At 35.4% G+C, this 25,418-nt stretch carries 16 protein-coding genes and 1 riboswitch; of the genes, 5 read left to right on the forward strand and 11 right to left on the reverse strand.

From position 1 onward, the window contains the following. Positions 1–112: 112 nt before the first annotated feature. On the forward strand, positions 113–7,879 hold the full coding sequence (locus FTRAC_RS16500) for a T9SS type A sorting domain-containing protein (RefSeq protein WP_013455417.1): 7,767 nt from the start codon (positions 113–115) through the stop codon (positions 7,877–7,879). Between the two features lie 38 nt (positions 7,880–7,917). On the opposite strand, the gene FTRAC_RS16505 is transcribed toward FTRAC_RS16500, so the two are convergent. The 11 genes from FTRAC_RS16505 to FTRAC_RS16555 all read right to left on the reverse strand — a co-directional run bounded on the left by FTRAC_RS16505 (position 7,918) and on the right by FTRAC_RS16555 (position 21,047). Beyond that, positions 7,918–8,424 carry an AAA family ATPase gene (locus FTRAC_RS16505; protein ID WP_013455418.1) on the reverse strand — a complete coding sequence of 169 codons (507 nt, stop codon included), beginning with the start codon at positions 8,422–8,424 and terminating at the stop codon, positions 7,918–7,920. Next, positions 8,421–9,026 carry a nicotinamide riboside transporter PnuC gene (pnuC, locus tag FTRAC_RS16510; protein ID WP_013455419.1) on the reverse strand — a complete coding sequence of 202 codons (606 nt, stop codon included), beginning with the start codon at positions 9,024–9,026 and terminating at the stop codon, positions 8,421–8,423. Before pnuC ends, FTRAC_RS16505 begins: the two co-directional genes overlap by 4 nt. Next, positions 9,025–9,119, reverse strand: a riboswitch (TPP riboswitch). (Overlaps the previous gene by 2 nt.) Positions 9,120–9,160: 41 nt before the next feature. Beyond that, positions 9,161–9,913: a TerC family protein gene (locus FTRAC_RS16515; RefSeq protein WP_013455420.1), complete on the reverse strand. Its 753-nt coding sequence runs from the start codon at positions 9,911–9,913 to the stop codon at positions 9,161–9,163. A gap of 49 nt (positions 9,914–9,962) precedes the next feature. Beyond that, positions 9,963–11,726 carry a tetratricopeptide repeat-containing sensor histidine kinase gene (locus tag FTRAC_RS16520; protein ID WP_148230101.1) on the reverse strand — a complete coding sequence of 588 codons (1,764 nt, stop codon included), beginning with the start codon at positions 11,724–11,726 and terminating at the stop codon, positions 9,963–9,965. A 39-nt stretch (positions 11,727–11,765) separates the two neighbouring features. Continuing rightward, the gene (locus FTRAC_RS16525) at positions 11,766–13,289 is read right to left on the reverse strand and encodes a P-loop NTPase family protein (RefSeq protein ID WP_013455422.1); all 1,524 of its coding nucleotides are present in this window, start codon (positions 13,287–13,289) and stop codon (positions 11,766–11,768) included. Positions 13,290–13,299: 10 nt separating this feature from the next. Beyond that, positions 13,300–14,397 carry a vWA domain-containing protein gene (locus FTRAC_RS16530; RefSeq protein ID WP_013455423.1) on the reverse strand — a complete coding sequence of 366 codons (1,098 nt, stop codon included), beginning with the start codon at positions 14,395–14,397 and terminating at the stop codon, positions 13,300–13,302. Positions 14,398–14,525: 128 nt separating this feature from the next. Continuing rightward, positions 14,526–15,275: an NRDE family protein gene (locus FTRAC_RS16535; protein WP_013455424.1), complete on the reverse strand. Its 750-nt coding sequence runs from the start codon at positions 15,273–15,275 to the stop codon at positions 14,526–14,528. Between the two features lie 59 nt (positions 15,276–15,334). Continuing rightward, positions 15,335–16,141, reverse strand: a complete 807-nt coding sequence (locus tag FTRAC_RS16540; protein ID WP_013455425.1) for an NAD-dependent epimerase/dehydratase family protein — start codon at positions 16,139–16,141, stop codon at positions 15,335–15,337. A 3-nt stretch (positions 16,142–16,144) separates the two neighbouring features. Then, positions 16,145–16,768, reverse strand: coding sequence for a sterol desaturase family protein (locus FTRAC_RS16545; protein ID WP_013455426.1), 624 nt, complete (start codon positions 16,766–16,768; stop codon positions 16,145–16,147). A gap of 92 nt (positions 16,769–16,860) precedes the next feature. Further along, positions 16,861–18,003 (reverse strand): N-acetyl-alpha-D-glucosaminyl L-malate synthase BshA, encoded by a 1,143-nt coding sequence (gene bshA, locus FTRAC_RS16550; protein ID WP_013455427.1) that lies wholly within the window; start codon positions 18,001–18,003, stop codon positions 16,861–16,863. Between the two features lie 92 nt (positions 18,004–18,095). After that, entirely contained in the window at positions 18,096–21,047 is a 2,952-nt protein-coding gene (locus tag FTRAC_RS16555; protein ID WP_013455428.1) for a glycoside hydrolase family 3 N-terminal domain-containing protein, read from the reverse strand. Positions 21,048–21,235: 188 nt separating this feature from the next. On the opposite strand from FTRAC_RS16555, the gene FTRAC_RS19465 reads away from it, so the two are divergent. From FTRAC_RS19465 to FTRAC_RS16575, 4 genes are all read left to right on the forward strand, one after another. Next, positions 21,236–21,565, forward strand: coding sequence for a hypothetical protein (locus tag FTRAC_RS19465; protein WP_013455429.1), 330 nt, complete (start codon positions 21,236–21,238; stop codon positions 21,563–21,565). Between the two features lie 97 nt (positions 21,566–21,662). Next, entirely contained in the window at positions 21,663–23,510 is a 1,848-nt protein-coding gene (gene mutL, locus FTRAC_RS16565; RefSeq protein WP_013455430.1) for a DNA mismatch repair endonuclease MutL, read from the forward strand. Positions 23,511–23,565: 55 nt separating this feature from the next. Then, complete coding sequence (locus tag FTRAC_RS16570) at positions 23,566–24,357, forward strand: rhomboid family intramembrane serine protease (protein WP_013455431.1); 792 nt, start codon at positions 23,566–23,568, stop codon at positions 24,355–24,357. Between the two features lie 5 nt (positions 24,358–24,362). After that, positions 24,363–25,271, forward strand: coding sequence for a rhomboid family protein (locus FTRAC_RS16575; protein WP_013455432.1), 909 nt, complete (start codon positions 24,363–24,365; stop codon positions 25,269–25,271). Positions 25,272–25,418 lie beyond the last annotated feature (147 nt).

Below are 25,418 nucleotides of genomic sequence, written 5' to 3' on the forward strand. Positions count from 1 at the left end.
TGATTATGTGAACAATTGTACAAAAGAAGTTTGGTGCTGATTATGAATGGATTAGTTTTGAAGTTTGGTATAAAATATCCAGTTCTAATTTTAAAACTAAGTATACTTCTTAATGAAACATTTTTACTCTCCCCTCAAATCTCTATTGTCTTTATTTTTCATTTTATTTGCTTTAAACGTTAATGCTGCTGACTACTTTTGGATTGGTGGTTCAGGAACATGGAGTGATCTCAATCATTGGGCAACTTCATCTGGAGGCAGTACTGTACATTCCTCGCTACCAGGAGAAACTGATAACGTAATTTTTGATGCCAATTCTTTTTCTGGAGATGGACAAACGGTAACCGTTGATGGCAACATTATCAGAGTAAATGATTTCATAGCTACTAATGTAAGTTATAATGTTGACTTTTCAGGGGAGTCGCCTATTCCTGATATTGAGATATATGGAAGTATGGATGCTCCAGCCAATATAAGTTTTGAGTTGCCAGGAGTATTATTAGATTTCAATTCAAATGTGGATGGTCAAACAGTAAACATTGCCTCAGGTTTATTGAATACTTCAGAAGATGCTTCTGTAAGATTTTCAGGCGAAGGATCTTGGTCTATTGAAAATGGGCTTAGCGGTCATTCTTTATTTGTTACTCAAGGGGAAATAATTTTTGGTGCCAATACTTTCAATTTTAAAAATGTTTACCTCTGGTATTCATTTGATAAAATACTGAACCTTACCGATGCGACACTCAATATTGAAAAGTGGACGATGAATAACTCTGATTTTGTCACTGTTATCCCAAATAACTCCACTATTAATTTTAGCGATGAATTTCAAGGATACGGCAAGACTTATGGAACAGTAAATGTGACAACCCCAACAGGCTTTGGTAACGATATTGTAATTAGTGGTAATAATACCTTCCAGAATTTTACCGTAGTAAAAGGAGCTAATTTATTGGTAGATGCCAATACAACACAAACTATTTTAGGAAACCTAACCTTAAATGGGACATCATCAGAAGTGATTACTTTTGAATCTTCAACAAAGGGTGAAAAATTTAATTTTGATGGAACAGGAATTAATATTTCAGGTGAGTATGTACACATCAGTGAATCAGATTTTCTAGGTACTGCCACTTTTTCTTTAGAAAATAGTTTGCTAATAGGTGATGTCAACGGTTGGGAAATTAATTCTGTACCAACCCCTACAGACAATGGATCATTTTACTACTCTAAGATTTTCGCTGATAGCTTATACATTGATTTAGATCCGGGAGATGGTGCCGAGCGGATAGTGTTTATGAGACAAGGTGGTTTTCCAGATATCACCACAGTTAATGATGTAGCTTATACTGCCAATCAAACTTTTGGAAATGGTGAGCTGGTGGGGCAGGATACTTATGTAATGTATCAAGGGAGTGATGATTTGGTGAAAATAGAAGGTCTTTTACCAGGCACAGAGTACTCAATTGCTGTGAGAGAAGTCAATAGAACACCAGATAATTCCAGTATCAAATACTATGTTCCCTCTACTGGATTTTCAAGAAGTGCTACAACAGCTGATTCTGGAAATATTTATTTATCATACAATGGAACTGCTACCGTAAGTGGTGGGGAACAGTTTTTTGATGATGGGGGTAAAGGATTTTACTTTCCTGATAGAGAAAATGTTTTAACCTTAAATGCCGCTGAAGCAGGCAAAGCAATCAAGTTAACATTCAATGAGTTTGAAACCAGATCTTACGAAGAATTAAGGATTTTTGATGGAACAGACACCACGGCCAATTTGATCACCTCATTATCAGGTACTAGCTTGAGCTTACCAAGAACAGTAACTTCTACTGGAGAAAACATGACACTTAAGTTTACCAGTTCTGATTTCGAGCCCTACGCTTTTGATTTAGATGGCTGGGTGGCTGAGGTTGAATTGTTTTACGCTCCTCCTACAACGGTTTCAAGTGATATCCAACTCATTGATTTTACAGATTCTAGCATTGATTTTTCTTTCACCAAAGGGGATGGTGATGGCAGACTTATTGTAGCCTCAACTACTAATAATTTGGGATCTTTTAATCCTACAAATAACGTTAACTATACGGCAAACACTATATATGGTTTAGGTCAGGAAGTGTCTTCTGGGGTGTATGTTATCGGCTATGGAGATGTTTCTTCAGTAGCGGTTACGGGACTAAATGCAGCTGTGGATATGCAGATTAAAATTGTTGAATATAAAGCTTATGGTTCAGAGATTGTTTACGGACAGGCCAATTATATAAGCACGCTTAGTAATAAGAATCAAGCCCCTTCTTCTGATTTTTATGGTTACAGAGTTTATAAAACTGCTTTTCCTGTTGTTCAAAGAGATAACTCAGCCTTAGAGCTAAATAGAGTGAACATGTCCTCTCCTGATTATTATTCTGAAACTGAATTGGGCTTACTCCTTTTGGTCAGTGCACGAGAGTTGTCTTATGAAGATTTAAGTGGTGTATTAACTGACGATAAAAGAGTTGAAGCTAATTCTGAATTTGGCAAGGGAGATGAATTGTTACCCAATGTATATGCTGTATCAAAGGATAAATTTGATACCAATTTAGCAGTTAATGGATTAGCTGCGGAAACAGAATTTTATTTTTATACAGTTTACTATAGGGAAAACGAATATGGCGTTAGATATGATGATAAGCTCACATATATCACAAAAGCAAGTACTTTACCCACAGGCTCGGTTCGAATTGGTGATGGAACCTCTCAAATTGCAAATAAAACGCCACTTTATGATCATAACGGATTAAGTGGTTATCAAGAAGATCCTTATAATTATGAGGTAACCTACTATCCTTCAGGTGATAATGATAAGTTAAGTCTTTTGATGGAGCATGTTTTTAAATTAAATGAAACTGAACTAGTAGTGTATGATGGTGAAAATACCTCAGCTCCTATTTTGGAAAAGTATCCGTATAGAGGCTACCCCGAAAATTTACCACATAAAGCCTTAGAGGCCACTAATGCAGCTGGAGCTATTACTATTAAATACATAAAGACATTTTCTGGACAGGATTCTGATGTAGAAAGTCTTGGTTTTAAAGGAATGTTAATTCCTACAAAGACAGGACAGGTGAAAGGAAGGGTTAGTGACATCAAAGTCTCTAATATCGACTATACTTCTGCCACCATAGAGTGGGTGAGCACTGATGTATCAAATGTCTTGGTTGTATTATCAGAAACAGATGCAGATTCTTTTAGCCCAATTGATGGATTAACTTATCAGGCTAGTTCGTCTATGGAAGAAACCATAAAAGATGGTAATTATGTTGTTTATAATGGTTCAGAGCAACAAATTGAGGTAAAAAACTTAAAAGCTGACACTAAGTATGACGTTAAGGTTTATCAATATTATGGAACAGGTAGTACAATAATATACGGTGATGAATCACGAAATTTATTTAATACAAAAACACTAAAACCTACGAGTCATGCGAGCAATATCAATATTGAAAGTGTAGGCAGTGATAGGGTAACAATTACGTGGAAAAAAGGTGATGGACAAAGAAGACTAGTTGTGGTGAATAGCTCAAATTACCTTTCGCTTGATGAAGATTTTTTTTACAACAAAAAGTATGAAGTGGTAGATGGGGGTGAATACAGTAATTTACCTTCCGATGAAGATATTTATAACAGAGGGTTTAGGGTAGCATATAATGGGACAGGCAATTCTGTAACTATTACTGGTTTATCTGATTTGAGAAGAACTTATAATTTCAGAGTTATAGAATATAATGAAGTAAATGATATTACTAGTTATAAGGTGCCAAATAGTGATTCGCACTTTAGTGTACTTCCACCTAAACCAGCGCATAGCGTAAATGGGTTTGAGATATTAGATGTTAAAGCAAGGACAGTTGAATTTAAATTAGATGCACAAAGTAAGGTTTTTCTTGGGGTTCTTTCTAATACGGCTGATGTGGATGTTCCTTTTGAGCCAGGAATGATGTCTCGTCTTGAAAACTATAGAGGTGATCAATATTTTGATAATAAAAGAGTTTTTTGGTTTGCTTCTGACACTTTAAGATTAGAAGGACTTAATACTCAAACTGATTATCAGCTTGCTATTTATCCTGCTAGTTTAGGAGATTTAAGGAATATTGTTAATTATGATTCGGAAAATAGAGTGGTTAAATCATTTACGACCAGTTCAACTGTGGATTATTATTTTGTGGATGAAACCGGATATTGGGATGACGTTGAGAATTGGCGAACAACATCAGGAGGTGAAATTCAACATGGAAAACTACCTGACATTAATTCAAGTGTCATTATTGATACGAATTCATTTACAAGATATGACGAAGAGGAATATGTCTATGTTTCCTTAAGAGATAGGGATTATTCCGTAAATAGTATTACTTCTAAACCCTTAAAGAGAAGAGTCTTGTTTTCTAATGTAGACTATTACTCCTATTCTTTTAAAGTAGCTACTGATGTTGAACTAGGTGAAAACTGTAGACTTCAACCATCTTATTTTTATTTTCTACAAATAGCAGATACAAATAGAGTTAATATTAAGCCCTATTTACAAAACCCGTACCTGCAATTTAGAACTCCTCCTAGTAGTGGAGTAACTGTTATAGAAGATATACCTGGTTTATCTCGAATAGAAGCCTGGGATTCAAAAATAATTTTTACAACAGAAGGCAAAGAGTCAGTTAATCTAGTTGCCATGTATCAATCAGAATTAGTAAACCCACCATTTTTTGAGGATGTTGATGCTCTTAGAGGAGAGCTTTCCTTAAAAAAAGTGTATGGTAATAGTGGAGGTCTAAATATTTCTGGCCAAGTACAAGTAGACTCAATTTATCTTACAAATGATTTGTTGACCATCTCTGAAGGTGATACGCTGTCTACATCTTTTATTCAAAGGAATGATAGTTTGCCAATAAAACTACAAGGGGCAAATGGAGTAAGCTATATTAAAAGTTTAGCTGATACGTTGAAAATTAATAATGCGATCATTTCCAATAATCATGCTGTAGGTAAGAGTTATTATTTAGCAACAAATTCTGTGGGTTTGAAACAGACACAAGGATGGGCTTTTGAATCAGACGCATTTTCTGTACCAGAATCAAATTTTACGCATCTAAGAAAGAAGGTGCTTAAAGAGACTTTAGAGTTTACGCTAGATGGACAAACACAGTTCGACTACCATTATATGACCATGAGGAAAGTTGGAGACAGTTTATTAAATCTTAACAAAAACTTAAGACCAACGGTCAGTAATACTTTTGACTATAATTTGGATGTGGAGCAAAGTGTTTTGAATGGGAAAGAAAAGGAATTTTACATAACTGATTTAGAACCAGATACGGAATATGTTTTTAGAGTCTTTGATTACATTGAAAAAGGGGATTCTATAGTGTACTCTGTTCCTTCAGAATTTAGTATCAAAACGCTAATGACTGATGATATTATTATGGCTCGTGATAGTAAAGAATACCTAGTTTCAGGGAATCGAAATGTATATGGTGAAAATGGGGGAGGGTCTTCCCATCCATGGGTGCCTAATTACGTGACATTAAAGCCTCAAAATCCTGGCGATAAAGTGATGCTGACGCTTAAGCATGGTACACCACAGTCATCTTATGTGGATTTAGTAGTTTATGATGGTACTGATACATCTGCACCTATAGTATTTTCAGAAAATTTAAGAAGAGGTGATTCAGTTTTTGAGAAGCTTGTTCAAGGGTATATACAATCAGAAAGTGCGAGTGGTGCACTTACTTTAAAAACTTATAATAGTTCTGGAGGAGGATATATTTATGATTATTCAACGCATTTTTTAACCTCTGTTTCTGCGGGTGCTCTTGCTGAAGAGCCTTTAGTAGAACCTTCTAATTTAACTATTGATTCAATAAAAACTAACAGTGCAAAAATTTCATGGACTAAAGGAGATGGCAATAAAACATTACTAGCTGCCATAAAAGGCGGATATTCTACTCCAAGTAGCTTGTTTAAAGATGGATTTACATTTAAAGCTAATTCGGATTTCGGTTTTGGTGATGTTTTTCGTCCAAATACGGAGGGCTACTTCATTTATAACGGAGAGGATGATAATGTAATCCTAAGCAATCTGGAACCGAATACCCGATATGCTGTTTTGGCCATTGGTTTTAATCAAGGAGAAGGAGAAGACCCTAATTATATGAGTTCTGATGTAGTTTCGACTTCATTCTATACGATGCCAAATCCTCCTAACCAATTGCCACAAAACTTTTCAACTTTTGACCGGGAAGCTACACAAACGAACTTCACGTTTCAAGATTCTGAAGGCAAAGGAGCCTTGATCTTGATCAAAGAAAATGGAGCAGTTGATTTAAACTCGGTTACAGATAGCATTAAGTTTTCTACTACTTCGGGCTATAATGTAGACTTTTCTCAATTAGATAGTCTTGAAGATGGAAGTAAAATTTACCAAATAAATAATTATTCTAACATGAACTATTATTTAGAAGGATTGAAGGAGTCAACTGAATATCACTTTGCTATTTATAATTACCAAGAGAATTCTGGCGGTAGAGCTGTAAATGAAAATGCCTTAACAGGTAGTTTCCGAACACAAGATGGGAGCTATAGAATAGATGATTTCTCATTAGCAAGTAATTATTATATGGAGGGAGATGAGATTTGTATGGGAGCAGATATAAAGATCCACTACAATTACACTGGAATCAATGAAGGTGATAATTCAGCTCTTCCGTTTATTTCAAATTCTTTTGACATGAGTGATAGTACACTTTTGGATGTACTAAGTAAGGAGAATGGTTTTATTATAGTGAGGTTACCCGAAGAGTTGGATTCAGGAATGCATTATTTTTCAATGGTACCTGAACTTGGCTCTGATTACAGAATCTATAAAGACTCACTAAATATTCAGCCAATTCAAGAAATTGAAATTGCTAGGAATAATGATAAATTGGTTATCAATGACTCTGGAAATTTAAAGTGGTTCAGAAATGATGGGTTGATCTCACAAGCGAATGATTCCATCTTAGAACTCAGTAGAGAAGGAGTGTACTACGCTTCAAAAAGAGCTGCCAACTGCGAATATTTCTCGAATGAAATATACGTGAAGGCAAGAGTAGCTTTAAACCAAGATACAATTAAGAGCTGTGTAGACGAATCAGTAGAATTCAGTTTTGAAAATGCCTTAGGAAACCTTAATGAATCGTTTAACTATAATGCTTTGCTTTTAGATAATTCAGGAAATGAACAAAGGTTAGAAGTGGAGGCGATAGATTTAAACGATAATTTCTTCAGTTTCTCATTGCCTGAGAATTTACCAACTGATTACTATTCAATCATACTCAAAGCGGAAGGTGATAGTATAGAATCAGATACTGCAACGCTTTATATTGAAAATATGGAGCCAGCAATCATTACCTTAACTGAAAGTGGCTTGAGCTCTAATTATGAAGAAGGAAACCAATGGTTCTTTAATGGTGAACCTATTAATGGTGCTACTTCCCAATCCATTTCGATAGATAGGTCTGGGGTCTACTCAGTTGAAGTAGCTACGGAATTCTGTAGTGTGGCTTCGGAAGGTATAGCACTTACTTCAAACCGCAGGGGATTGTCAGCTGTCGGTTTTAAAGCTTATCCTAATCCAGTGCGTAATGATTTTAACCTTAAATACACTGGGGATGAATACCTGGGACTTAGTAGTGTAGTAATTACTGATTTGACGGGAAAAGCCATTTACAATGGATTACATGACTTCCAAAAGGAGAAAAAGTTAGAAATTCCATTAGATGAAATAAACGATGGGGTTTACTTTATTACGGTGGAAACTGAAAGCTACAGAGCTCAGCAAAAGCTGATTAAAAGATAGATTTAAGAGATAAGGAGAGTATTTAAAAGTTACTCTCCTTATTTAATTTTCTCAATCACTTCAATTCCCTTTTCTATTCGATCCTTGGTTCCTGAAATCAAGCCATATTCAAATCTATAATTCACCAACTCCTGTTGATAGCGATCATAAAGCTCTTCTCGCATATTAGGATTTTCTCTTAATGGGTCAGCTTCCCAAGGGAGATCAGGGGCACATAGCAAATAAAAGTCATAAGGCTTTTGAGATAGTTTATCTAAGACATAAGGATGACATTCTCCATATTTCACTTCATACCAAACTTTCATCATAATCAAATCGGTATCGCAAAATAAGAAATGCTTGGCATTTTTGGCTTGCTCTTGCTCTGCTTCAAGTATGCCTTTACTGATTTTCAGTAGATCAGATTTCTCATATTGACTGCCATTTTCCTCCAAATATTTTCTTCCAAATTCAGGAACAAAAGGTTCATGAAAGTGATCTGCTAAGCCTTTTGTTAAAGTACTTTTTCCAGTGCTTTCTGGTCCTATGATGGCAATTTTTTTCATGCGTATTTGGTCTGGTAAAGCCTACGCCAGTTGAAATATCCAACAGCTGCTATAATTACATAAGCTGCCATTAGGAGGGAAGTTAGGAATAATTCTCTTTGGAAATAAATGTAAACCGCTACTGTATCAATAACGATCCAGTAGAGCCAGTTTTCTAATACTTTCCTAGTTACTAATAAGGTAGTCAATACGCTAAAAACAGTGGTGAAAGAATCTAAGTAGGGAAGTTGTGCATCTGTCTTTTCTATCAAAAAGTAACCAAGTCCAAAAGTGAAAAGAATGCCAGCAATTATGAATATGCCATGTTCCTTCAACTTCATTTTGGAGATCGGTAATTCCTTTTCTTTCCTGTTGGGGTTTCTCCAATGCCACCAACCATAAATAGTGGTGCCTAAATAGTAGAAATTCAAGCCCATTTCGGCATATAGCTGAACTTGGTAGCAGATTACCAGATAGATACTAACGCTTACTAAGCTGGCATACCAACACCAGATCATTTCTTTGGCAGCAAAATAGATATATAAAATACCGAAGGATACACCGAGTCCTTCCAGCCATCCCATATTCAGAAGGCCAAAATATAATTCTTTTAAAATTTCCATCTGTTAAATCATTGATTCCTACGCCTGCATTATCAGGATCAGGTCCAGGGTATGTTCTCAGCCCGTTATTTTGAGGCACCCCTTAATTGATGGCGCTAAGGTAATAGTTGAATTTCAATATGCAAAATATGAGCTTATTCCTTGAATCGTTCTTTGAGCTGTACTGCCTGACTCTCCTTTTTACTTTTCTTTCGCATTCTCATATTTAAGAGCTCAACCAATAATGAGAAGAAAATGGCAAAATATATATAGCCTTTTGGCACATGCACATGGAATCCTTCCACTAGTAACAACACGCCAATCAATAATAAAAATGAGAGAGCCAACATTTTGACTGTTGGATGCGCATTCACGAAACTGCTTATTTTACCTGCTGCTAAGATCATTATGCCTATACTAATGATGACAGCGACAATCATTATCATTACACTATCTACCAATCCAACTGCAGTTAAGATGGAATCAAAAGAAAAGACTATATCCAGTAAGATAATTTGGAAAATTACGGATGTAAATCCACTTATTTTTGGAGATTCACTTACATCTGTTTCTTCTCCTTCCAGTTTATGATGGATTTCTGTGGTACTTTTATAAATCAAAAATAATCCACCTGCCATCAGAATTATATCTCTGTAGGTAAAGTCAAATTCAAATAAGGTCAAAAGCGGTTTTGTCAAACCTACCAGCCAAGTGATACCAAACAAGAGGGCAATTCTCATCAATAAAGCCAAAACCAAGCCTAAATTACGAGCATTTTTCTGCTGATCTTCAGGTAATCGATTACATAGGATTGATATGAATATAATGTTATCTATCCCTAAAACTACTTCCATTAAGGTCAAAGATAATAAACTGATTAGTCCATCGGCTGTTAAAAGTGCCTCCATTTTTCTAAATCTTTATGGTATGATCAAAACTTAAAATCAAGTAAAAAATCTAACTGGATTCTTCTTTGGTTATAGGGATTTTTACAATGAATGTACTGCCTACATTAGGTTGACTCTCAAATGTCACATCGCCTTTCAAACGTTCAATAGCTCTTTTGAGTATAAACAATCCTAAGCCAGTTCCAGTCCCCTCTTCGCTTGCTCTGTAGAACATGCCAAATATTTTATTGTGGTGTTCGGGTTCAATACCCTTACCATTATCTATTACTTTAAGGAAAATATGATCTTTTCGTTTATAGATTACCACATCTACTTTAGGTTGGTTTTTATTTATGTCAATATACTTAACACTGTTTTCTATCAGGTTTTGCAAGATGGTATTAATAATATACCACTCCGATCTGAAATATAGATTACTTTCTATATCTATAGTAAAACTTATTTTTGAGTAATTAGGCAAATAAGCATATGCAGAGATGCAATTATCAACTATTTCATAAAAATTGATTGGCGTAAGCTTAATATCCCGATAATTTAATTCAGTGATGTTGATTAGCTCCATCACGATCATGTTTAAACGCCTGATTTGATGGTCATACATTTTGAAGAAATGCCTGGCATCGGGGTCTTTGATATCCTTGTCCACTAAATCACTTAATCCTAGCAGAGATGCAATAGGACCTTTTAAATCATGAGAAACTCTATAAAAAAATGAATCTAATTCTGTGTTTTTCTTTTCGATTATGGAGGCTTTTTCTTGTTCTATTTCAGCATCTTTCTCCAAATCTTCCATCTGGGATATCACTTCATAGCCATCCACTATATTTTTAATGTACTTGTGATTTTCTTCTTCTCTCAGTTTTACGTATTCCTCCAGATGAAAAAGTGCTTTTGAAGTGTTTACAGGTTTAAAGCATTGAAAGAGAAGGTGATGACACTTAAATAAACTATTTCTCAAGCTTCTTTTCTCAGCAATTTGTACTGCCTCTTCCAACAAGTCTATTGCCTCTTTAATTTTTCCTTCCTTGAAGTAAATACCTCCTAGCTTTTCCATGCTGTCCACCATCCCAGACTGCATGTTATACTCTTTAAACTGTGATAAAGCAATCGTAAAACTGTTTCCAGCTTTTTCCAGCTTTCCTGCTTTTGATTTTATTTTCCCTGCTAAATAGTATGCGCTGGCAAGTTTCTCTTGCTGCTTGAGTTCCTCTTTTAGTTTAATGCATTTGTCTATTAACTGAGAAGCTTTAGATACCTTGTTAGTTTTTAAATTGATACCCGCAAGGCTTAAATATATATCGCTAATTAAGTTTTTGTTTTGATGCGTTTCAGCTTCTTTAAGCCCTTCATTGTATGCTAAAAAGGCATTTTTGAAATCGTGAAAACCTTCATACAGATTACCTAAAAGGCATAATGATTTGGTGTGAAATTTATAGTCTTCTATTTTTTCATAATAGTGTACAGCATCGGTCGCAAAAGGTAATGCTTCACTGTATTTTTCTAGCTCTGTCAGTATTACAGCAGTATTATAACTGGCATCACCTTTTCCTCGTTCATAGTTGATTTTTTTAGAGATTAGTTGTGCTCTTTCAGCAAGCGATTTAGCGGTAGCATATTCCTTATTTTTGCGTTGTAATAAAGATAGCTGATTTAATGCATCTGCATGAATAGCGTTTTTTCTTTTTATTTTTTGGGATTTAAAGAGTGCTTTTTCAGTTAAGCTTATAGCACTTGGAATACTTTCTTTAGAAATCTTATAAGCCTCAGCAAGCAAATCCTGTATCTCCCCAATAAGGTTGTCAGCTATCTTCAAATTAATATTAAATTCAATGGTTCTATTCCAAATATACAATTAAATATTAAAATCATCATCCTGATCGGACGAATCTTCAAAATTTAACATACTGCTTAATAGGTCTTTAAAGCTATGTCCCTTCGCTAATGCATGTTTACTCAATAAGCTATATTCAGCCATGCCATGAAGTGCAAATTCCATCATGAAGTAGGTCTCCTTTTCGCTTAGCTTTTTATGCTGTGTTTTGACCAAATCCCTTAAACCTGGAATACTATCTAATTTTTTCTTGTAATCGCTTTCATTGTCATCGTGGAAGAGGTCAATTTTTTTACCATCATTAAACCATTTGCTGATTGGTCGGTAAGGATTTTTCTTTTCCCTATCTTTTCTTAATTGCTCCGGATTTGGGAAATAGTGATCAAATTGCGATCGGATGGCTTTGCCAACTAAAGTTTGAGCAACAATGCCTGGTCCTTCTTGCTCTCCCTCATAAACTAATTCTACCTTTCCTGTGATAGCGGGCACAACACCTGAAAAATCAGACATTCTTACATAGACCTTTTGCTCTTTGTTGATTAAACATCTTCGTTCTGCTGCGCTGACCAAACTTTCGTAAGCTGAAATGGTCAGCCTGGCAGAAACTCCACTTTTTTCATCTATATACTCACTATTTCGTGCTTCTATAGCAATTTGTTCAATTAAGTCTTTGGATAGCTCATTTAATTCCACCACCTCATTTTGCTCATCTTTTATAGCAGCTTCTTGTTTTGTGATTTTTCGTCCTATTTCAATGCTTTCAGGGTAATGAGTGATAATTTGCGCATCTATTCTATCTTTCAATGGTGTGATGATACTGCCCCTGTTTGTGTAATCTTCAGGATTGGCAGTAAAGACAAACTGTAAATCTAAAGGAAGCCTTAATTTAAAACCTCTGATTTGAATATCTCCTTCTTGTAAAATATTAAATAAGGCTACCTGTATTCTAGCTTGTAAATCAGGTAATTCATTGATCACAAATATCCCTCTGTGTGAACGAGGAATTAACCCGTAGTGTATCACGCGCTCATCAGAATAAGGAAGTTTTAATGTAGCTGCTTTGATTGGGTCAACATCTCCAATCAGGTCAGCAACTGAAACATCGGGAGTAGCTAATTTTTCAGTATAGCGCTCATCTCTATGCATCCATGCCACTGGGGCATCATTCCCTTGTTCTTCCAAGATATCCTGTGCTTGTCGCGACAGTGGTTGCATAGGGTCATCATTGAGTTCTGTACCCTTTAAAACTGGAACATATTCATCCAGCAATAAAGTCATCATCCGAGCAATTCTGGTTTTTGCCTGACCTCTTAAGCCTAATAAATTAATATTATGACGCGACAGAATTGCTCTTTGTATATCAGGAATAACCGTATCTTCATAACCCCAAATGCCTTCAAAAACATTTTCTCCAGCCTTCATTTTTTTGATGAGGTTCTGTCGGAGTTCTTCCTTGACGGGTTTGGGCTGATAACCGCTTTTCATTAAATCTTTAAGGGTGGTAATTTTTAATTTATCTTGCGTAGTGAGTTTCTCGTAGCTCATAAAGTTATTTTCAATATCTTTTTTTTCTGTTTCTCTTGTAATCTTCAAACACTAAGTTGCCTAATCCTTGCAGACTGCTGTAATATGCATTTCCGTTATTTACGGTTGTGAATTCTTTTACAAACTCCTGTAAATAAGGGTCGGAGGCAATCATAAAAGTGGTTATAGGTATATTCAATCTTCGGCACTGAGCGCCTAAATTGAGTGTTTTGTTTAAAATTTTCGGGTCAAGACCAAAGCTGTTCTTATAATATTTGATGCCTTGTTTCATGCAGGTTGGTTTCCCGTCTGTTATCATGAAAATCTGCTTGTTCTTATTTTTTCTTCTTCGCAATAAATCCATAGCTAATTCTAATCCGGCTATGGTATTGGTGTGATAAGGCCCCACTTGCAGATAGGGTAAGTCTTTTATCTGAATCTGCCAGGCATCATTTCCGAATACTATAATATCAAGTGTGTCCTTTTTATATTTTTTGGTAATGAGTTCGGCTAAAGCCATAGCTACTTTTTTGGCTGGTGTAATGCGGTCTTCTCCATACAATATCATAGAATGGGAGATATCAATCATCAGCACAGTAGAGGTTTGTGTTTTGTATTCGCTTTCTACCACTTCTAGGTCATCTTCAGTCAGCATAAAATCACCTAACCCATGATTGATTTGTGCATTTCTCAGCGAATCAGTCATAGAAATTTGATGAAGCAAATCACCAAACTCGTAGTTTCTTCTGTCCGTTCCTGGTTCTTCACCCAATCCAGTGAAGTTAGTTTTATGTTCTCCCTTTCCTGATTTCTTTAGCTTGCCAAATATTTCTTCTAGTGCATTTTTACGAATATTTTGCTCTGTTTTGGCTGTTATTTCAAAAGAACCATCTGGCGTTTTATCCGAAATAAATCCTTTGTTTTTTAAATCTTCAATGAAGTCGCCCATTCCGTACTGCCCATCAGTAATGTTATATTGCTTGTCAATATTGGTCAGCCAACTTAATGCTTCACTAACATCACCACCCGTAATGATCAATAATTCGTTGAATACATTGAATAGTTGATCAAAAGTGGTATCCGATAAATCTTTATGAGCTAAATACTTTGTAAATCTGTAACCTAACATATTCTCTCTTAACTAAATTGAGAAGATGAATGTTACTGTAATAAGGATAAATTTATGGTCTTATAAAACTTTACATTTTTGAAGACTTGATAATTCTAAAAGAAAGAATTCAATACAAGTAAAGTATTTTACAAGATATGGTGAGAAAACTCCTGATTCACATGCTGCGATAAGCTGATTTCTTGCTTGTGATTTTCTAGCAAGTTATGGTGAGTCATATTAACTACGCCTTTCAAAGAGCAGATGCTTGTAATACTAACGGTTTTTACCTCTCCTCTATCCATCACAAGGTCATTCATCAAGTCACCAGACCCAGCATTTCTGTGGAAATCTCTTATTGCTTCAACCGTGTATTCTCTATTGTCCTTCAGCCATTTTTCAAACCATTCATTTCTATTTTGAACAGCTTCCTTAGTGTAGAGCTGTGTGGAAGCCCATATATGCGGTTTTTCTGAATCTTTCTCTACTAAGAAAGTATTTTTACCATCCCATTTGAATTCGAGTATTCTTAACTCAGGATCGTGAAAAAGCACCACCATGGTAAAGGGTTCTATATCAGTGAAATCATAGTTTTTGAAAAACTCATCTGGCTTAATACATTCTATGGCTTCCATCACCACCAGTCCTCTGCTCATTCTGTATGGCGGATTAAACTCATGGGGCTGATCAGCTCCATTCAATAGACATACGCTAATCCCATTATCAGAAGTAGCAACCCAAGTGCCTCCAGCCTTTGGATCTTGAGGGAATACAATATTCTTACCCTCAACATGGTGGTAAGAAGGAAATCCCGCCAACCCTCTATCCGGACTCTCATCACGATTAGTAGTTAAGATATATTGCTCTTCAGAAAGTGGTAAATATGTTAGTGTGCACATGGCTTTTTATAAAACTTCCGAATGATACTAAATAATCAAATCTTTAAAAAGTCATTTCTTTAATTAGTATAAAAAAAATTGATTGGATCAGGGTAAATGAATGAATAATCTAAAATAAATTCAATTTTAGGGCTTTCAATAATTCGGTTCGTCATTTCTTGTTCTTTATTTTCAAAACCAGGAGCTTCGAAGTTAAAATCTTTTGCATTCTTCAGGAATACTTCTTTTTTAGTTGGGTGATAGGGAGCGGTTCCATTGAATATAAAAGACCACTTTTCTTTTTTAAGGACAGCTTCAATTATTCCTATTGCATCATCTCTATGGATATAATTTACTTTTTGTTGGTGTTGCGCGACATTTTTGCCTGAATAGTACCTTCCAGGTATCCTGTCGTAACCTAATAGCCCCCCAAATCTAATAATGGTCAATTTATCTTTAAACTGATTGTGTAGTAATTCCTCTGCTCGAATAAGGGCTTTTGCTCTTTCTGAATTATGATCTAATTCATGTTCTTCATCAATTGGATAATCAACTTTTGGGTATACAGAAGTAGCGCTGATGTAAATTATTTTTTGGCCAAGTGGAATCTTATTTAGTATTGATTTTAGACTTTCCACATGATGATCTACACCTTTTTTAGAAGTTCTTGGAGGAATATTAATAATTAAATATTCAGAATTAAAGAATTCAGAAACTGAACTTTTATTTGGTAAATCAATGGTAAAAGCATTTATTCCGGCCTCTTCCAGTTTGGGTATTTTTGAAGTGCTGGTTGTACTTCCTTTTACTTCATATCCTTCAGCGATTAATTTTTTTCCAAGAGGAAGTCCTAGCCAACCGCAACCTAAAATGCTAACTGATGCCATTAATTATTTTCTTTTTGGAACAGTGTTGAAAATATAATCCCAGATAGGAGATGAAACTCCAAAGTATTTATCAGGGTGCTTGTAATGGTGAATACTGTGGTAAATCCATAGCCACCTCATAAAATTTTTGGGAGGTTGATAGGCATGAATGGCATAATGTACAAAGGCATAAGCCAAATAACCAATTAGGAAACCTGGTACAAAAGCAAAAGCATAATTCTGCATGATTAGCCAAAATCCACCAAAAATAATGCTACTTATTAAAATTGCACCTGCTGGTGGCATCACAATTCTATCCTTATCTTTCGGATACTCATGATGAATTCCATGAAAAGTGTAGGTAATCCATCTTTTCCATTTTTTATCATCGTCCATATGAAAGACATATCTGTGAATGAGATATTCACCTAATGTCCAACTGAAAAAGCCCGCAATAAAGAGGGGTATAAATGACGTTACCCCAATATTAAATCTAGTGAAAGATAAATAGGCCAGTAAAATAGAAATTACAGCTAAAATACTTAAAGGTACTGAAAAATGACTTCTAGTCAGTTTTTCAAGTAGTGGGTTCTCGAAAAGATTTTTTGTTCCTGAACCCTTTATTTTTCTGTCTTGTGCTATATCCATAACTATTAAAAATGACAATTTCAAAAAAAGTTGTTCATCGATTAACTACCGGATTTTAACGACCAAGCTCAAGAATTGTTCAACAAGTAATGCTAAGAAGGCCTTTCAGCGAGTTCTTTTTTCAGTATTTTAAAATAAAAATTTTCATAAAGCGGAAGGATGTTTGTGATGTCAAATTTCTTTGCGCGCTCTAGTGCTGCAGTTTTAAATTTATCTAAATTTTCATCAGCTAAAATGTATAATGCTTTCTCTGTCATGTCTTTAACGTCTCCGACATTACAGGTAAAACCAGTAACTCCGTCAATATTTAATTCAGGTATTCCACCAGCATTAGATGATAGAACTGGAACTTCACATGACATTGCTTCTAATGCTGCCAAACCAAAACTTTCTTTTTCAGAAGGCATTAAAAATAAGTCACTTACCGACAGAACCTCTTCTACTGCTTCCATTTTGCCTAAAAAGCGGATATCCTCGCAAGTGCCTAGCTCACGACAGAGTTTTTCCATTTTAATTCTTTCCGGGCCATCCCCCACTAAAAGTAATTTTGAAGGAATTATTTTTCGAACATTATTGAAAACGTGTATAACATCTTCAACTCTTTTTACTTTTCGAAAATTAGAGGTGTGGACCATCAATTTCTCTCCATTAGGACATATGGCGGTTTTGAAGTGCTCCTTTTTCTGTCTCTTGAACCTATTCAAATCTATGAAATTAGGAATTACTTCAATATGCTGGTAGATGTCAAAATGCTCTAAAGTATCTTTCTTCAAATCTTCGGAAACAGCAGTAACCCCATCCGATTTATTAATACTGAAAGTTACTACTGGTTCATAGGAAGGGTCTTTTCCTACTAGCGTAATGTCAGTCCCATGCAATGTGGTGACCACAGGTATATTGATGTTTTTTTCCTTTAAGATTTGTTTTGCCATGTAGGCAGCTGAGGCATGTGGAATAGCATAATGAACGTGCAATAGATCCAATTTTTCATGTTGAGCGACATCTACCATTTTGCTGGCCAACGCGAGCTCATAAGGAGGGTATTGAAAAAGGGGATATGTTCTGATATCTACTTCGTGGTAAAATAAGTTTTCGTTGAAAAAATCTAATCTTGTTGGTTGGGAATAGGTTATAAAGTGAACATTATGTCCATTTTTAGCTAAAGCTTTTCCTAATTCTGTAGCTACAACCCCACTTCCTCCAAAGGTAGGATAGCAAACAATACCTATATTCATTTAATTTTATGTTAGATATAAATTTCTTTTATAAGATGAAAAGTAAAACGTAATGCCTGACGATTATGTTTAAAATTTCAAAATTGCGCCTATTAATTAACGTATTCTTCTTGTTCCGATTCGTATTCAAAAATTGATTGATAAATGACATCCATTATTCTTGTTCGAATATTGGAGGAAATCAATTTTCTATTATCGGCATCAGGATATACCCTGTTTGAGAGGAATATATATACCAAACCAAATTCTGGGTCTGCCCAGGCAGCTGTGCCTGTAAAGCCAGTGTGTCCGAAAGTTAATGGGGAAGCATAATGTGAGGTAGGAGAGGGGCCTTCTTCCTCAACTGGCTTATCCCAGCCTAAACCTCTTCTATTTTCATCAAATTGCTTTTTGGTAAAATAAGGAACAGTGCCTTTACTAAAATACCGAACACCGCCATAAGTACCATCCCACAAATTCATTTGCATTAATATTGCAAGATCCTTGGCATTGCTGAATAGTCCGGCATGTCCAGCCACACCTCCCACCATAGCAGCACCCTGATCATGTACCCAACCTTTGATTAAATCGTTTCTGAACACCAGATCATTTTCAGTTGGAGCAATTTGTGTTTCTGGGAATCGACATAATGGGAGAAAACCCATTGTACTCATCCCCATGGGTTTATAAAAATTTTCATGCAAAAAATCTTCATAACTCATATTGGTCATGCGTTCACTGATTTTCTGCATGATATAATAACCCATGTCGGAATAGCGATAGTCATAATTTTTTTGCCATCTAGGTTTTTCTAGTAATTCTGAATCTATTACCCATTGCCAGATGGAATCACCCAATACTTGATGACCATATAAGCCAGAAGCTAATTGATTGGGATAAAGTGAAGCCTCATGGTTTTGATACATGGGCGTTTTTAAACCAAACATATCGTGGGTTTGTCTCCAAAATGGCACATAAGGAACTAAGCCAGCCTGATGAGTCAAAATATTTCGAAGTGTCATATTTTGTTTATTACTCTTTTTAAGCTCGGGCAGATAATGACTTATTTTTTTGTCCAAATCGATAATTCCTCTGTCATATAAAAACATGATGCTTTGCAAAGTAGCGGCTACTTTAGTGATGGATGCTAAATCATAAATGGTTTCATCTTTAACTTTTGAATATTTATGGTATGTCTGGTAACCAAAGTTTTTTTCGTATACAATTTGACCATCTTTTGCTACTAATATTTGCCCTCCTGGTGTGGCTTCTGTCTCAATGGCTTCTTGTGCAATGGCATCAATTTCGGCTAGAATTTTTGGATCCATTCCCACATCCAAAGGATTGCTGTATCCAAATCTATTAAGGGTTTTTGTATTTATTCCAGTTCCAGCTTTCATCTCAGGAGCAACTGAGATAGGTAATTTTCCTTTTGTAGGTTTCGCACCAAAAATCATCTGAGGAGCCAGTTTTTGAGTAATATCATTATCCTCATACATCATTAAAATATGCTGAAATGATTGTAAGTATTTTAAGCTGTACGCATTACCAAAAACAGTCAATACCACATTGGCTTTCTCGGAAAGGTTTTGAAGGAATAGTAAATCCTCTGATTTCAGACCAAATCTTTTGGAGGCTGAATTGTTCATGCCGTGCAAACCAACTACCACCGTTTCATATTGGCTTAGTTGGTTTATAAGTTGACTATAATCACCTAAATCCATGTTATCTTTAGGTAAATGATAATGGGTAAAATCAGCATATTTGCTTAAATATTCTTGGAAAGTATTATTGTTATCGCCTTTTAAGGAGAGAGAAGCAAAATTCGTGGTGTCCAAAATATGGATAGGTAGAAAATTCTTTTCATTTCTCACTAAAGTAGCCGCTTCAGCATAGAGCTTTTCGTTTAGATTTTTAGCTTCTGTAGAATTAAGTTTTTCATGGATTTTTTCAGGTTCCAGTTTTTTAAAGCCTTCATGAAGTCCTAATTTATATTTAGCATGAAGTATTTTCTTTACACTTTCTTCCAATCTTTCTTCTGGTAATTCACCTTTTTTTATGGCATCTTTTATCATGTTGATGGCATTTGGAACATCCATCGGAAACAGTAATACATCATTTCCTGCTTTAAAAGCTAACAAATCAGTTTCTCCTGGAGCGTAAAAATCGCTTACTCCCTTCATGTTTAATGCATCTGTAAAAATCAAGCCGTTAAAACCTAATTCTTCTTTTAGCAAATCAGTCACCACATTTTTAGATAGGGTAGTGGCTTTATTAGGAGTGCTATCATAAGCAGGAATATGCAAATGTGCCACCATCATGCTATTTACATTATTCTCAATGAGCTTTTTAAATGGGTATAGTTCTAATTCATCGAGTCTGCCTTTGCTGTGATTGATTATAGGTAAAGTCATGTGCGAATCCGAGTCGGTATCTCCATGTCCTGGAAAATGTTTGGCATTGGCTAAGAGTCCATTATCTTGCATTCCTTTCATGTAGGCCACTCCTTTTTCAGCTACGTTTACTTTGTCTTCCCCGAAAGAGCGATTCCCAATCACGGGGTTTTTAATATTATTGTTGACATCCACAACGGGAGCAAAATTAACATGAACACCAATCAGTTTAGCCTGACGAGCAATCTCTGCACCCATTTTATAGATGTAATCATTATTTTGAATGGCCCCCAGTGTCATTTGCTTGGGGAAATTCATGGTGCTGTCCAGCCGCATTCCTAATCCCCATTCCGCATCCATTCCTATCCATAATGGAATTTCAGATTTGGCTTGAAGTTGGTTGGTCATATTGATTTCCCTTCCTGGTCCGCCTTGGAAAAATATTAACCCTCCTATATGATAATTTTCTATGAGGAGTGAAAGGTTTTTGATGTGTTGTTCATCTTTATTGGAATAAGCTGCCACCATAAACAGTTGTCCAATTTTTTCTTCCTGATTCATTTCCGCATAAGTTTCTTCTACCCATTTCGGATACATGATTTCCTGCGAAAAAAGTGAATTTAATACTGAATAAACCAACAGAATTGATAGGGAGAAAACTTTTTTGAACATGTGGTAGTTTTGAATTTATGATAAAAGCTAAATTAACATTAAGTTTGTTTCTGAGAAAGATGATTTCCTTTATATTGTTAATTTTTGCTAATTTGTTGAATTAATTTGAATTCATAATAGCAGTTTGCTATTTAAACTTACATAACGAAAGCTTCGTTCCTTTATTCATCTATTTTAAATTAGAATTTATGAAAGTTCCATCCATATTTAGATTGCCCAAATATCAGAGGTTTGAGATTCAACCTCGCTATTACGATCCAGTGAAGGAAGATATTGAAAAGAGAACGGATCGAATCAGAAAAGAAATAAGAAATCAAAGGGAAGGCAACAGTTCTGAAAGTATAAGAGAAGCTTATAAAGCGAGAAGAGGTTCCAATCGCTCTGCTGATTTGTTTCAATTTTTGATGATTATAATTGTAGGAGTTTCCATTGGAGGTTATTTGATGTACGGAGCAAATGTCTATTTTGCTTTACTTCTCCTAATTCCTTTATACATTATCTTGAGAAGAAGGAAATAAATAGAATCTATTAAAAACAGATGCTGAATATTTGATTCTCAAAGCCAAAATCTAATTTTTGGTGTAATTAAATTTTAGAATCCACATAATAAAGTAAATGTCCGATATTATACAGTTATTGCCTGATGCAATTGCTAATCAGATTGCCGCAGGAGAGGTAGTCCAAAGACCTGCTTCTGTGGTAAAAGAATTATTGGAGAATTCCATTGATGCCGGCAGCAGTAAAATTAAATTGGTGGTGAAGGATGCCGGAAAGCAACTCATTCAGGTAATTGATGATGGCGCAGGGATGTCAGAGACCGATGCCAGAATGTGCTTTGAGCGTCATGCTACTTCTAAAATCAGAAAATCAGACGATTTATTTGCTTTGAAGACAATGGGCTTTAGGGGAGAAGCAATGGCCTCAATAGCAGCAGTTGCTCAAGTAGAGCTTAAAACCAAAACGGCTGATGCAGAATTAGGAGTTTTGTTAGAAATTGAAGCTTCTGAAATCAAAAATCAATCTCATACAACTCATACCGGTGGCACTACCATTTCAGTAAAAAATCTTTTTTATAATGTTCCGGCAAGACGTAATTTCTTGAAATCCAACCCAGTGGAAATGCGTCATATTATTGATGAATTTCATCGGGTAGCGTTGGCCAATCCGCAAGTTGCTTTTAGCTTGCATCAGAATGATATGGACGTTTACCAATTGAATGCTGGTAAGCTGAGTCAGCGAATTGTTGGATTATTTGGTAAAAATTATCAAGAGCAATTGGTCGCCTGTGAGGAAACCACTGACCAATTAAAAATTTATGGTTACATCGGGAAGCCTGAATTTGCAAAGAAAACAAGAGGAGAACAATTTTTCTTTGTGAATAATCGCTACATCAAAAGCGGCTATTTACACCATGCTGTGGTGAATGGATTTGAAGGATTGTTGGCAAAAGAAGCGCATCCATTTTATGTGCTATGTTTAGAAATTGATCCTAAGCGGATTGATGTAAATGTTCATCCTACCAAAACAGAAATTAAGTTTGATGATGAGCGTATGGTTTACGGAATTTTGGCAGCTGCCATTCGTCAGGCTTTAGGAGCGCATAATGTAGCGCCTGCATTGGATTTTGACAGTGATGTGAATTTTAGTTTTAATGCCCCTAGAAGAAATCAGGTAGATGATTTTTCCAGAAAAACCACCAATTATCAAAAGTTCAAACAACCAAAAGATAATGATGGGGAGTGGGATAAAATTCTATCCAATTTCCAGGAGTTGAGCCAGAAAATAAGCGAAGAGGAAGAAAATGAAGATATTGCCGATGAAAGTCAGCAGTCGATGACTTTTGGAAGTGCAATTAATGAAGAAAATGAAAGCAAGGTGCCTCAAAGTGAAAGGGTAGAGGCTAAATCAAGCATATTTCAAATCCATCAGAAATATATTGCTACTCAAGTAAAATCTGGATTGATGTTAGTTGATCAACAAGCAGCTCATGAACGGATTTTATTTGAAAAATTCAATCGTCATTTGCAAAATAGTGATGGAAGCTCTCAACAATTTCTTTTTCCTGAGCAAGTGCAGTTATCTGCACCGGATTATGCTTTAGTGATGGATATGGAGGAGGAGTTAAAAGCTTTGGGGTTTGTGATTTCTTCTTTTGGAAAAGATACGGTAGTGATTAATGGTGCCCCAACAGAATTGACGGATACCTCGGTAAAATCAGTATTTGAGGGTTTGATTGACCAATTTAAGCATAATAAAAACGTGCTGAGTGTATCGAAAAATGAAAATATTGCTCGTTCTTTGGCTAAAAGGTCAGCCATTAGAGCAGGGCATAAATTGAATGCGGAAGAAATGAATGCTTTAATTGATAAACTTTTTGCTTGTCAAAACCCTAATTATGCGCCTTCAGGTAACTCAACTTTTATTATTTTTGACCTTAATAAAATTGCAAGCTTCTTCAACTAGATATAAAGAGAGAAGTTATTCTAATTAAATTATAGAAATTATATAGTATAAATTTATGTTCGCAAGACTTACTCCGGTTGTTAAAAACCTGCTTTTAATAAATATAGCTTTATTGCTTATTCCGTCCTTAATGAATTTAGAATTGGCGCAGTATTTTGGCTTGCGTTATATTTTTGCCGACTCTTTTAAGCCATTCCAGTTCATTACCTATATGTTTCTGCACTCTGGTTTTGGGCACTTATTAGGTAATATGTTTGCCTTATTTATATTCGGCCCAATGCTGGAACGGTTTTGGGGATCGAAAAAGTTCTTTATTTTTTACATGGTGACGGGTGTTGGTGCTGGTATACTTTATGGAGTTGTAAACTTTATAGAAATGCAGCAATTAGAAAGTGCTGCTGAACAATATATCGAAAATCCGAATTATGAAAGTTTTGTATCTTTTATTCAGGAAAATGCCAATTATGCTTACCGACAATGGTATGACTTTATCGATGCTTACGGAGAAAATCCTGAGAATCCAGAGTATGTCGAGGGTAGTATTCAAAGAGTAAAAGAGGTAGTGCGCTTTCAGGGAAATGTACCATTAATTGGAGCTTCAGGTGCGGTGTTCGGAATTCTATTTGCATTCGGCTTTTTATTTCCAAATACGGAATTGTTTTTACTCTTCCCGCCTATTCCTATCAAAGCCAAATACCTTGTAACCTTCTATGGTTTATATGAGTTATATGCAGGCATACAGAATGTTCCGGGGGATAACGTGGCACACTATGCCCACCTTGGCGGAATGTTGATTGCATTTATTCTGTTAAAGATTTGGCAGAAAGATAGTACAAGATTTTATTAAAGAAGATGGCAGGATTTTTCGATGAGTTAAAACAAAATTTTAAGCGCCCCAATAATGCCTTAAATCAATTGATCATTATTAATGCAATTGTTTTTGTAGGATTGGGTTTATTGGCATTAATAGGAAAATTTTCAGGTGTTGAAGGGCTATATGCAATAGTAGATGCTCAATTTACAATACCACCAGATTTAGAAAGGTTTATCTACAGACCTTGGACCATCATTACATATGCTTTCTCACATGCCGGATTCTTTCATATTTTAATGAATATGCTGGTATTGTATTGGTTTGGAATGCTGGTTTCTCAATACCTTGGAAGTGCTAAATTGGTGAATTTATATGTTTTAGGTGCGTTGGCTGGAGCTGTCATTTTCATACTAGCCTATAACTTGATTCCTTTTTTAGCAGATAGAACTACTAGCGGAATGGTAGGGGCTTCTGCTGCCGTTTATGCAGTAGCTACAGCATCTGCAACACTACTTCCTGATCACAGGTTTCATTTGATTTTTATAGGTCCTGTAAAAATTAAATATATAGTAGCGGTCTACATCATTTTATCATTATTAAACTCTGCTGGTCCTAATGCTGGTGGAAATCTTGCACACTTAGGTGGTGCAGGAATTGGCTTTTTATATGTAAGAGGTTTACAAGCTGGAACAGATTTTGGCCTTTGGATTCAAATGACTTTAGGTTTTATTCAAAGTTTATTCAAATCAAAGCCTAAAATTAAAGTTACCTACAAAAAGAAACAAACTGCTGGAGCCAGTAAAGGTAGCAGTTCCTCTTCATCATCTTCATCCTCTAGTATTGAGCAAGAAGAAATAGATAGAATATTGGATAAAATTTCTGAAAAAGGTTACGAAAGCCTAAGCAAAGATGAAAAGCAAAAGCTTTTTAATGCTAGCAAAAAATAATTACGAATTACGAATTTTATAATTACGAACTAGGGCACTTCAATTTTGTAAAGCTATTGTAGTTGATGATTAACCTTTCCTTAATTTGAAAAATGTAAATAAGATTGATAATTCGAGAGAATTTAGAATGTATTATAATCTCAGAGA

The sequence above is a fragment of the Marivirga tractuosa DSM 4126 genome (genome assembly GCF_000183425.1).
Lineage (GTDB): Bacteria > Bacteroidota > Bacteroidia > Cytophagales > Cyclobacteriaceae > Marivirga > Marivirga tractuosa.

What these genes read in the sequence shown, in the direction of transcription:
- FTRAC_RS16500 (WP_013455417.1), top strand. Translation starts at nt 113, where the DNA reads ATGAAACATTTTTACTCTCCCCTCAAATCTCTATTGTCTTTATTTTTC.
- FTRAC_RS16505 (WP_013455418.1), bottom strand. Translation starts at nt 8,424, where the DNA reads ATGAAAAAAATTGCCATCATAGGACCAGAAAGCACTGGAAAAAGTACT.
- pnuC (WP_013455419.1), bottom strand. Translation starts at nt 9,026, where the DNA reads ATGGAAATTTTAAAAGAATTATATTTTGGCCTTCTGAATATGGGATGG.
- FTRAC_RS16515 (WP_013455420.1), bottom strand. Translation starts at nt 9,913, where the DNA reads ATGGAGGCACTTTTAACAGCCGATGGACTAATCAGTTTATTATCTTTG.
- FTRAC_RS16525 (WP_013455422.1), bottom strand. Translation starts at nt 13,289, where the DNA reads ATGAGCTACGAGAAACTCACTACGCAAGATAAATTAAAAATTACCACC.
- FTRAC_RS16530 (WP_013455423.1), bottom strand. Translation starts at nt 14,397, where the DNA reads ATGTTAGGTTACAGATTTACAAAGTATTTAGCTCATAAAGATTTATCG.
- FTRAC_RS16535 (WP_013455424.1), bottom strand. Translation starts at nt 15,275, where the DNA reads ATGTGCACACTAACATATTTACCACTTTCTGAAGAGCAATATATCTTA.
- FTRAC_RS16540 (WP_013455425.1), bottom strand. Translation starts at nt 16,141, where the DNA reads ATGGCATCAGTTAGCATTTTAGGTTGCGGTTGGCTAGGACTTCCTCTT.
- FTRAC_RS16545 (WP_013455426.1), bottom strand. Translation starts at nt 16,768, where the DNA reads ATGGATATAGCACAAGACAGAAAAATAAAGGGTTCAGGAACAAAAAAT.
- bshA (WP_013455427.1), bottom strand. Translation starts at nt 18,003, where the DNA reads ATGAATATAGGTATTGTTTGCTATCCTACCTTTGGAGGAAGTGGGGTT.
- FTRAC_RS16555 (WP_013455428.1), bottom strand. Translation starts at nt 21,047, where the DNA reads ATGTTCAAAAAAGTTTTCTCCCTATCAATTCTGTTGGTTTATTCAGTA.
- FTRAC_RS19465 (WP_013455429.1), top strand. Translation starts at nt 21,236, where the DNA reads ATGAAAGTTCCATCCATATTTAGATTGCCCAAATATCAGAGGTTTGAG.
- mutL (WP_013455430.1), top strand. Translation starts at nt 21,663, where the DNA reads ATGTCCGATATTATACAGTTATTGCCTGATGCAATTGCTAATCAGATT.
- FTRAC_RS16570 (WP_013455431.1), top strand. Translation starts at nt 23,566, where the DNA reads ATGTTCGCAAGACTTACTCCGGTTGTTAAAAACCTGCTTTTAATAAAT.
- FTRAC_RS16575 (WP_013455432.1), top strand. Translation starts at nt 24,363, where the DNA reads ATGGCAGGATTTTTCGATGAGTTAAAACAAAATTTTAAGCGCCCCAAT.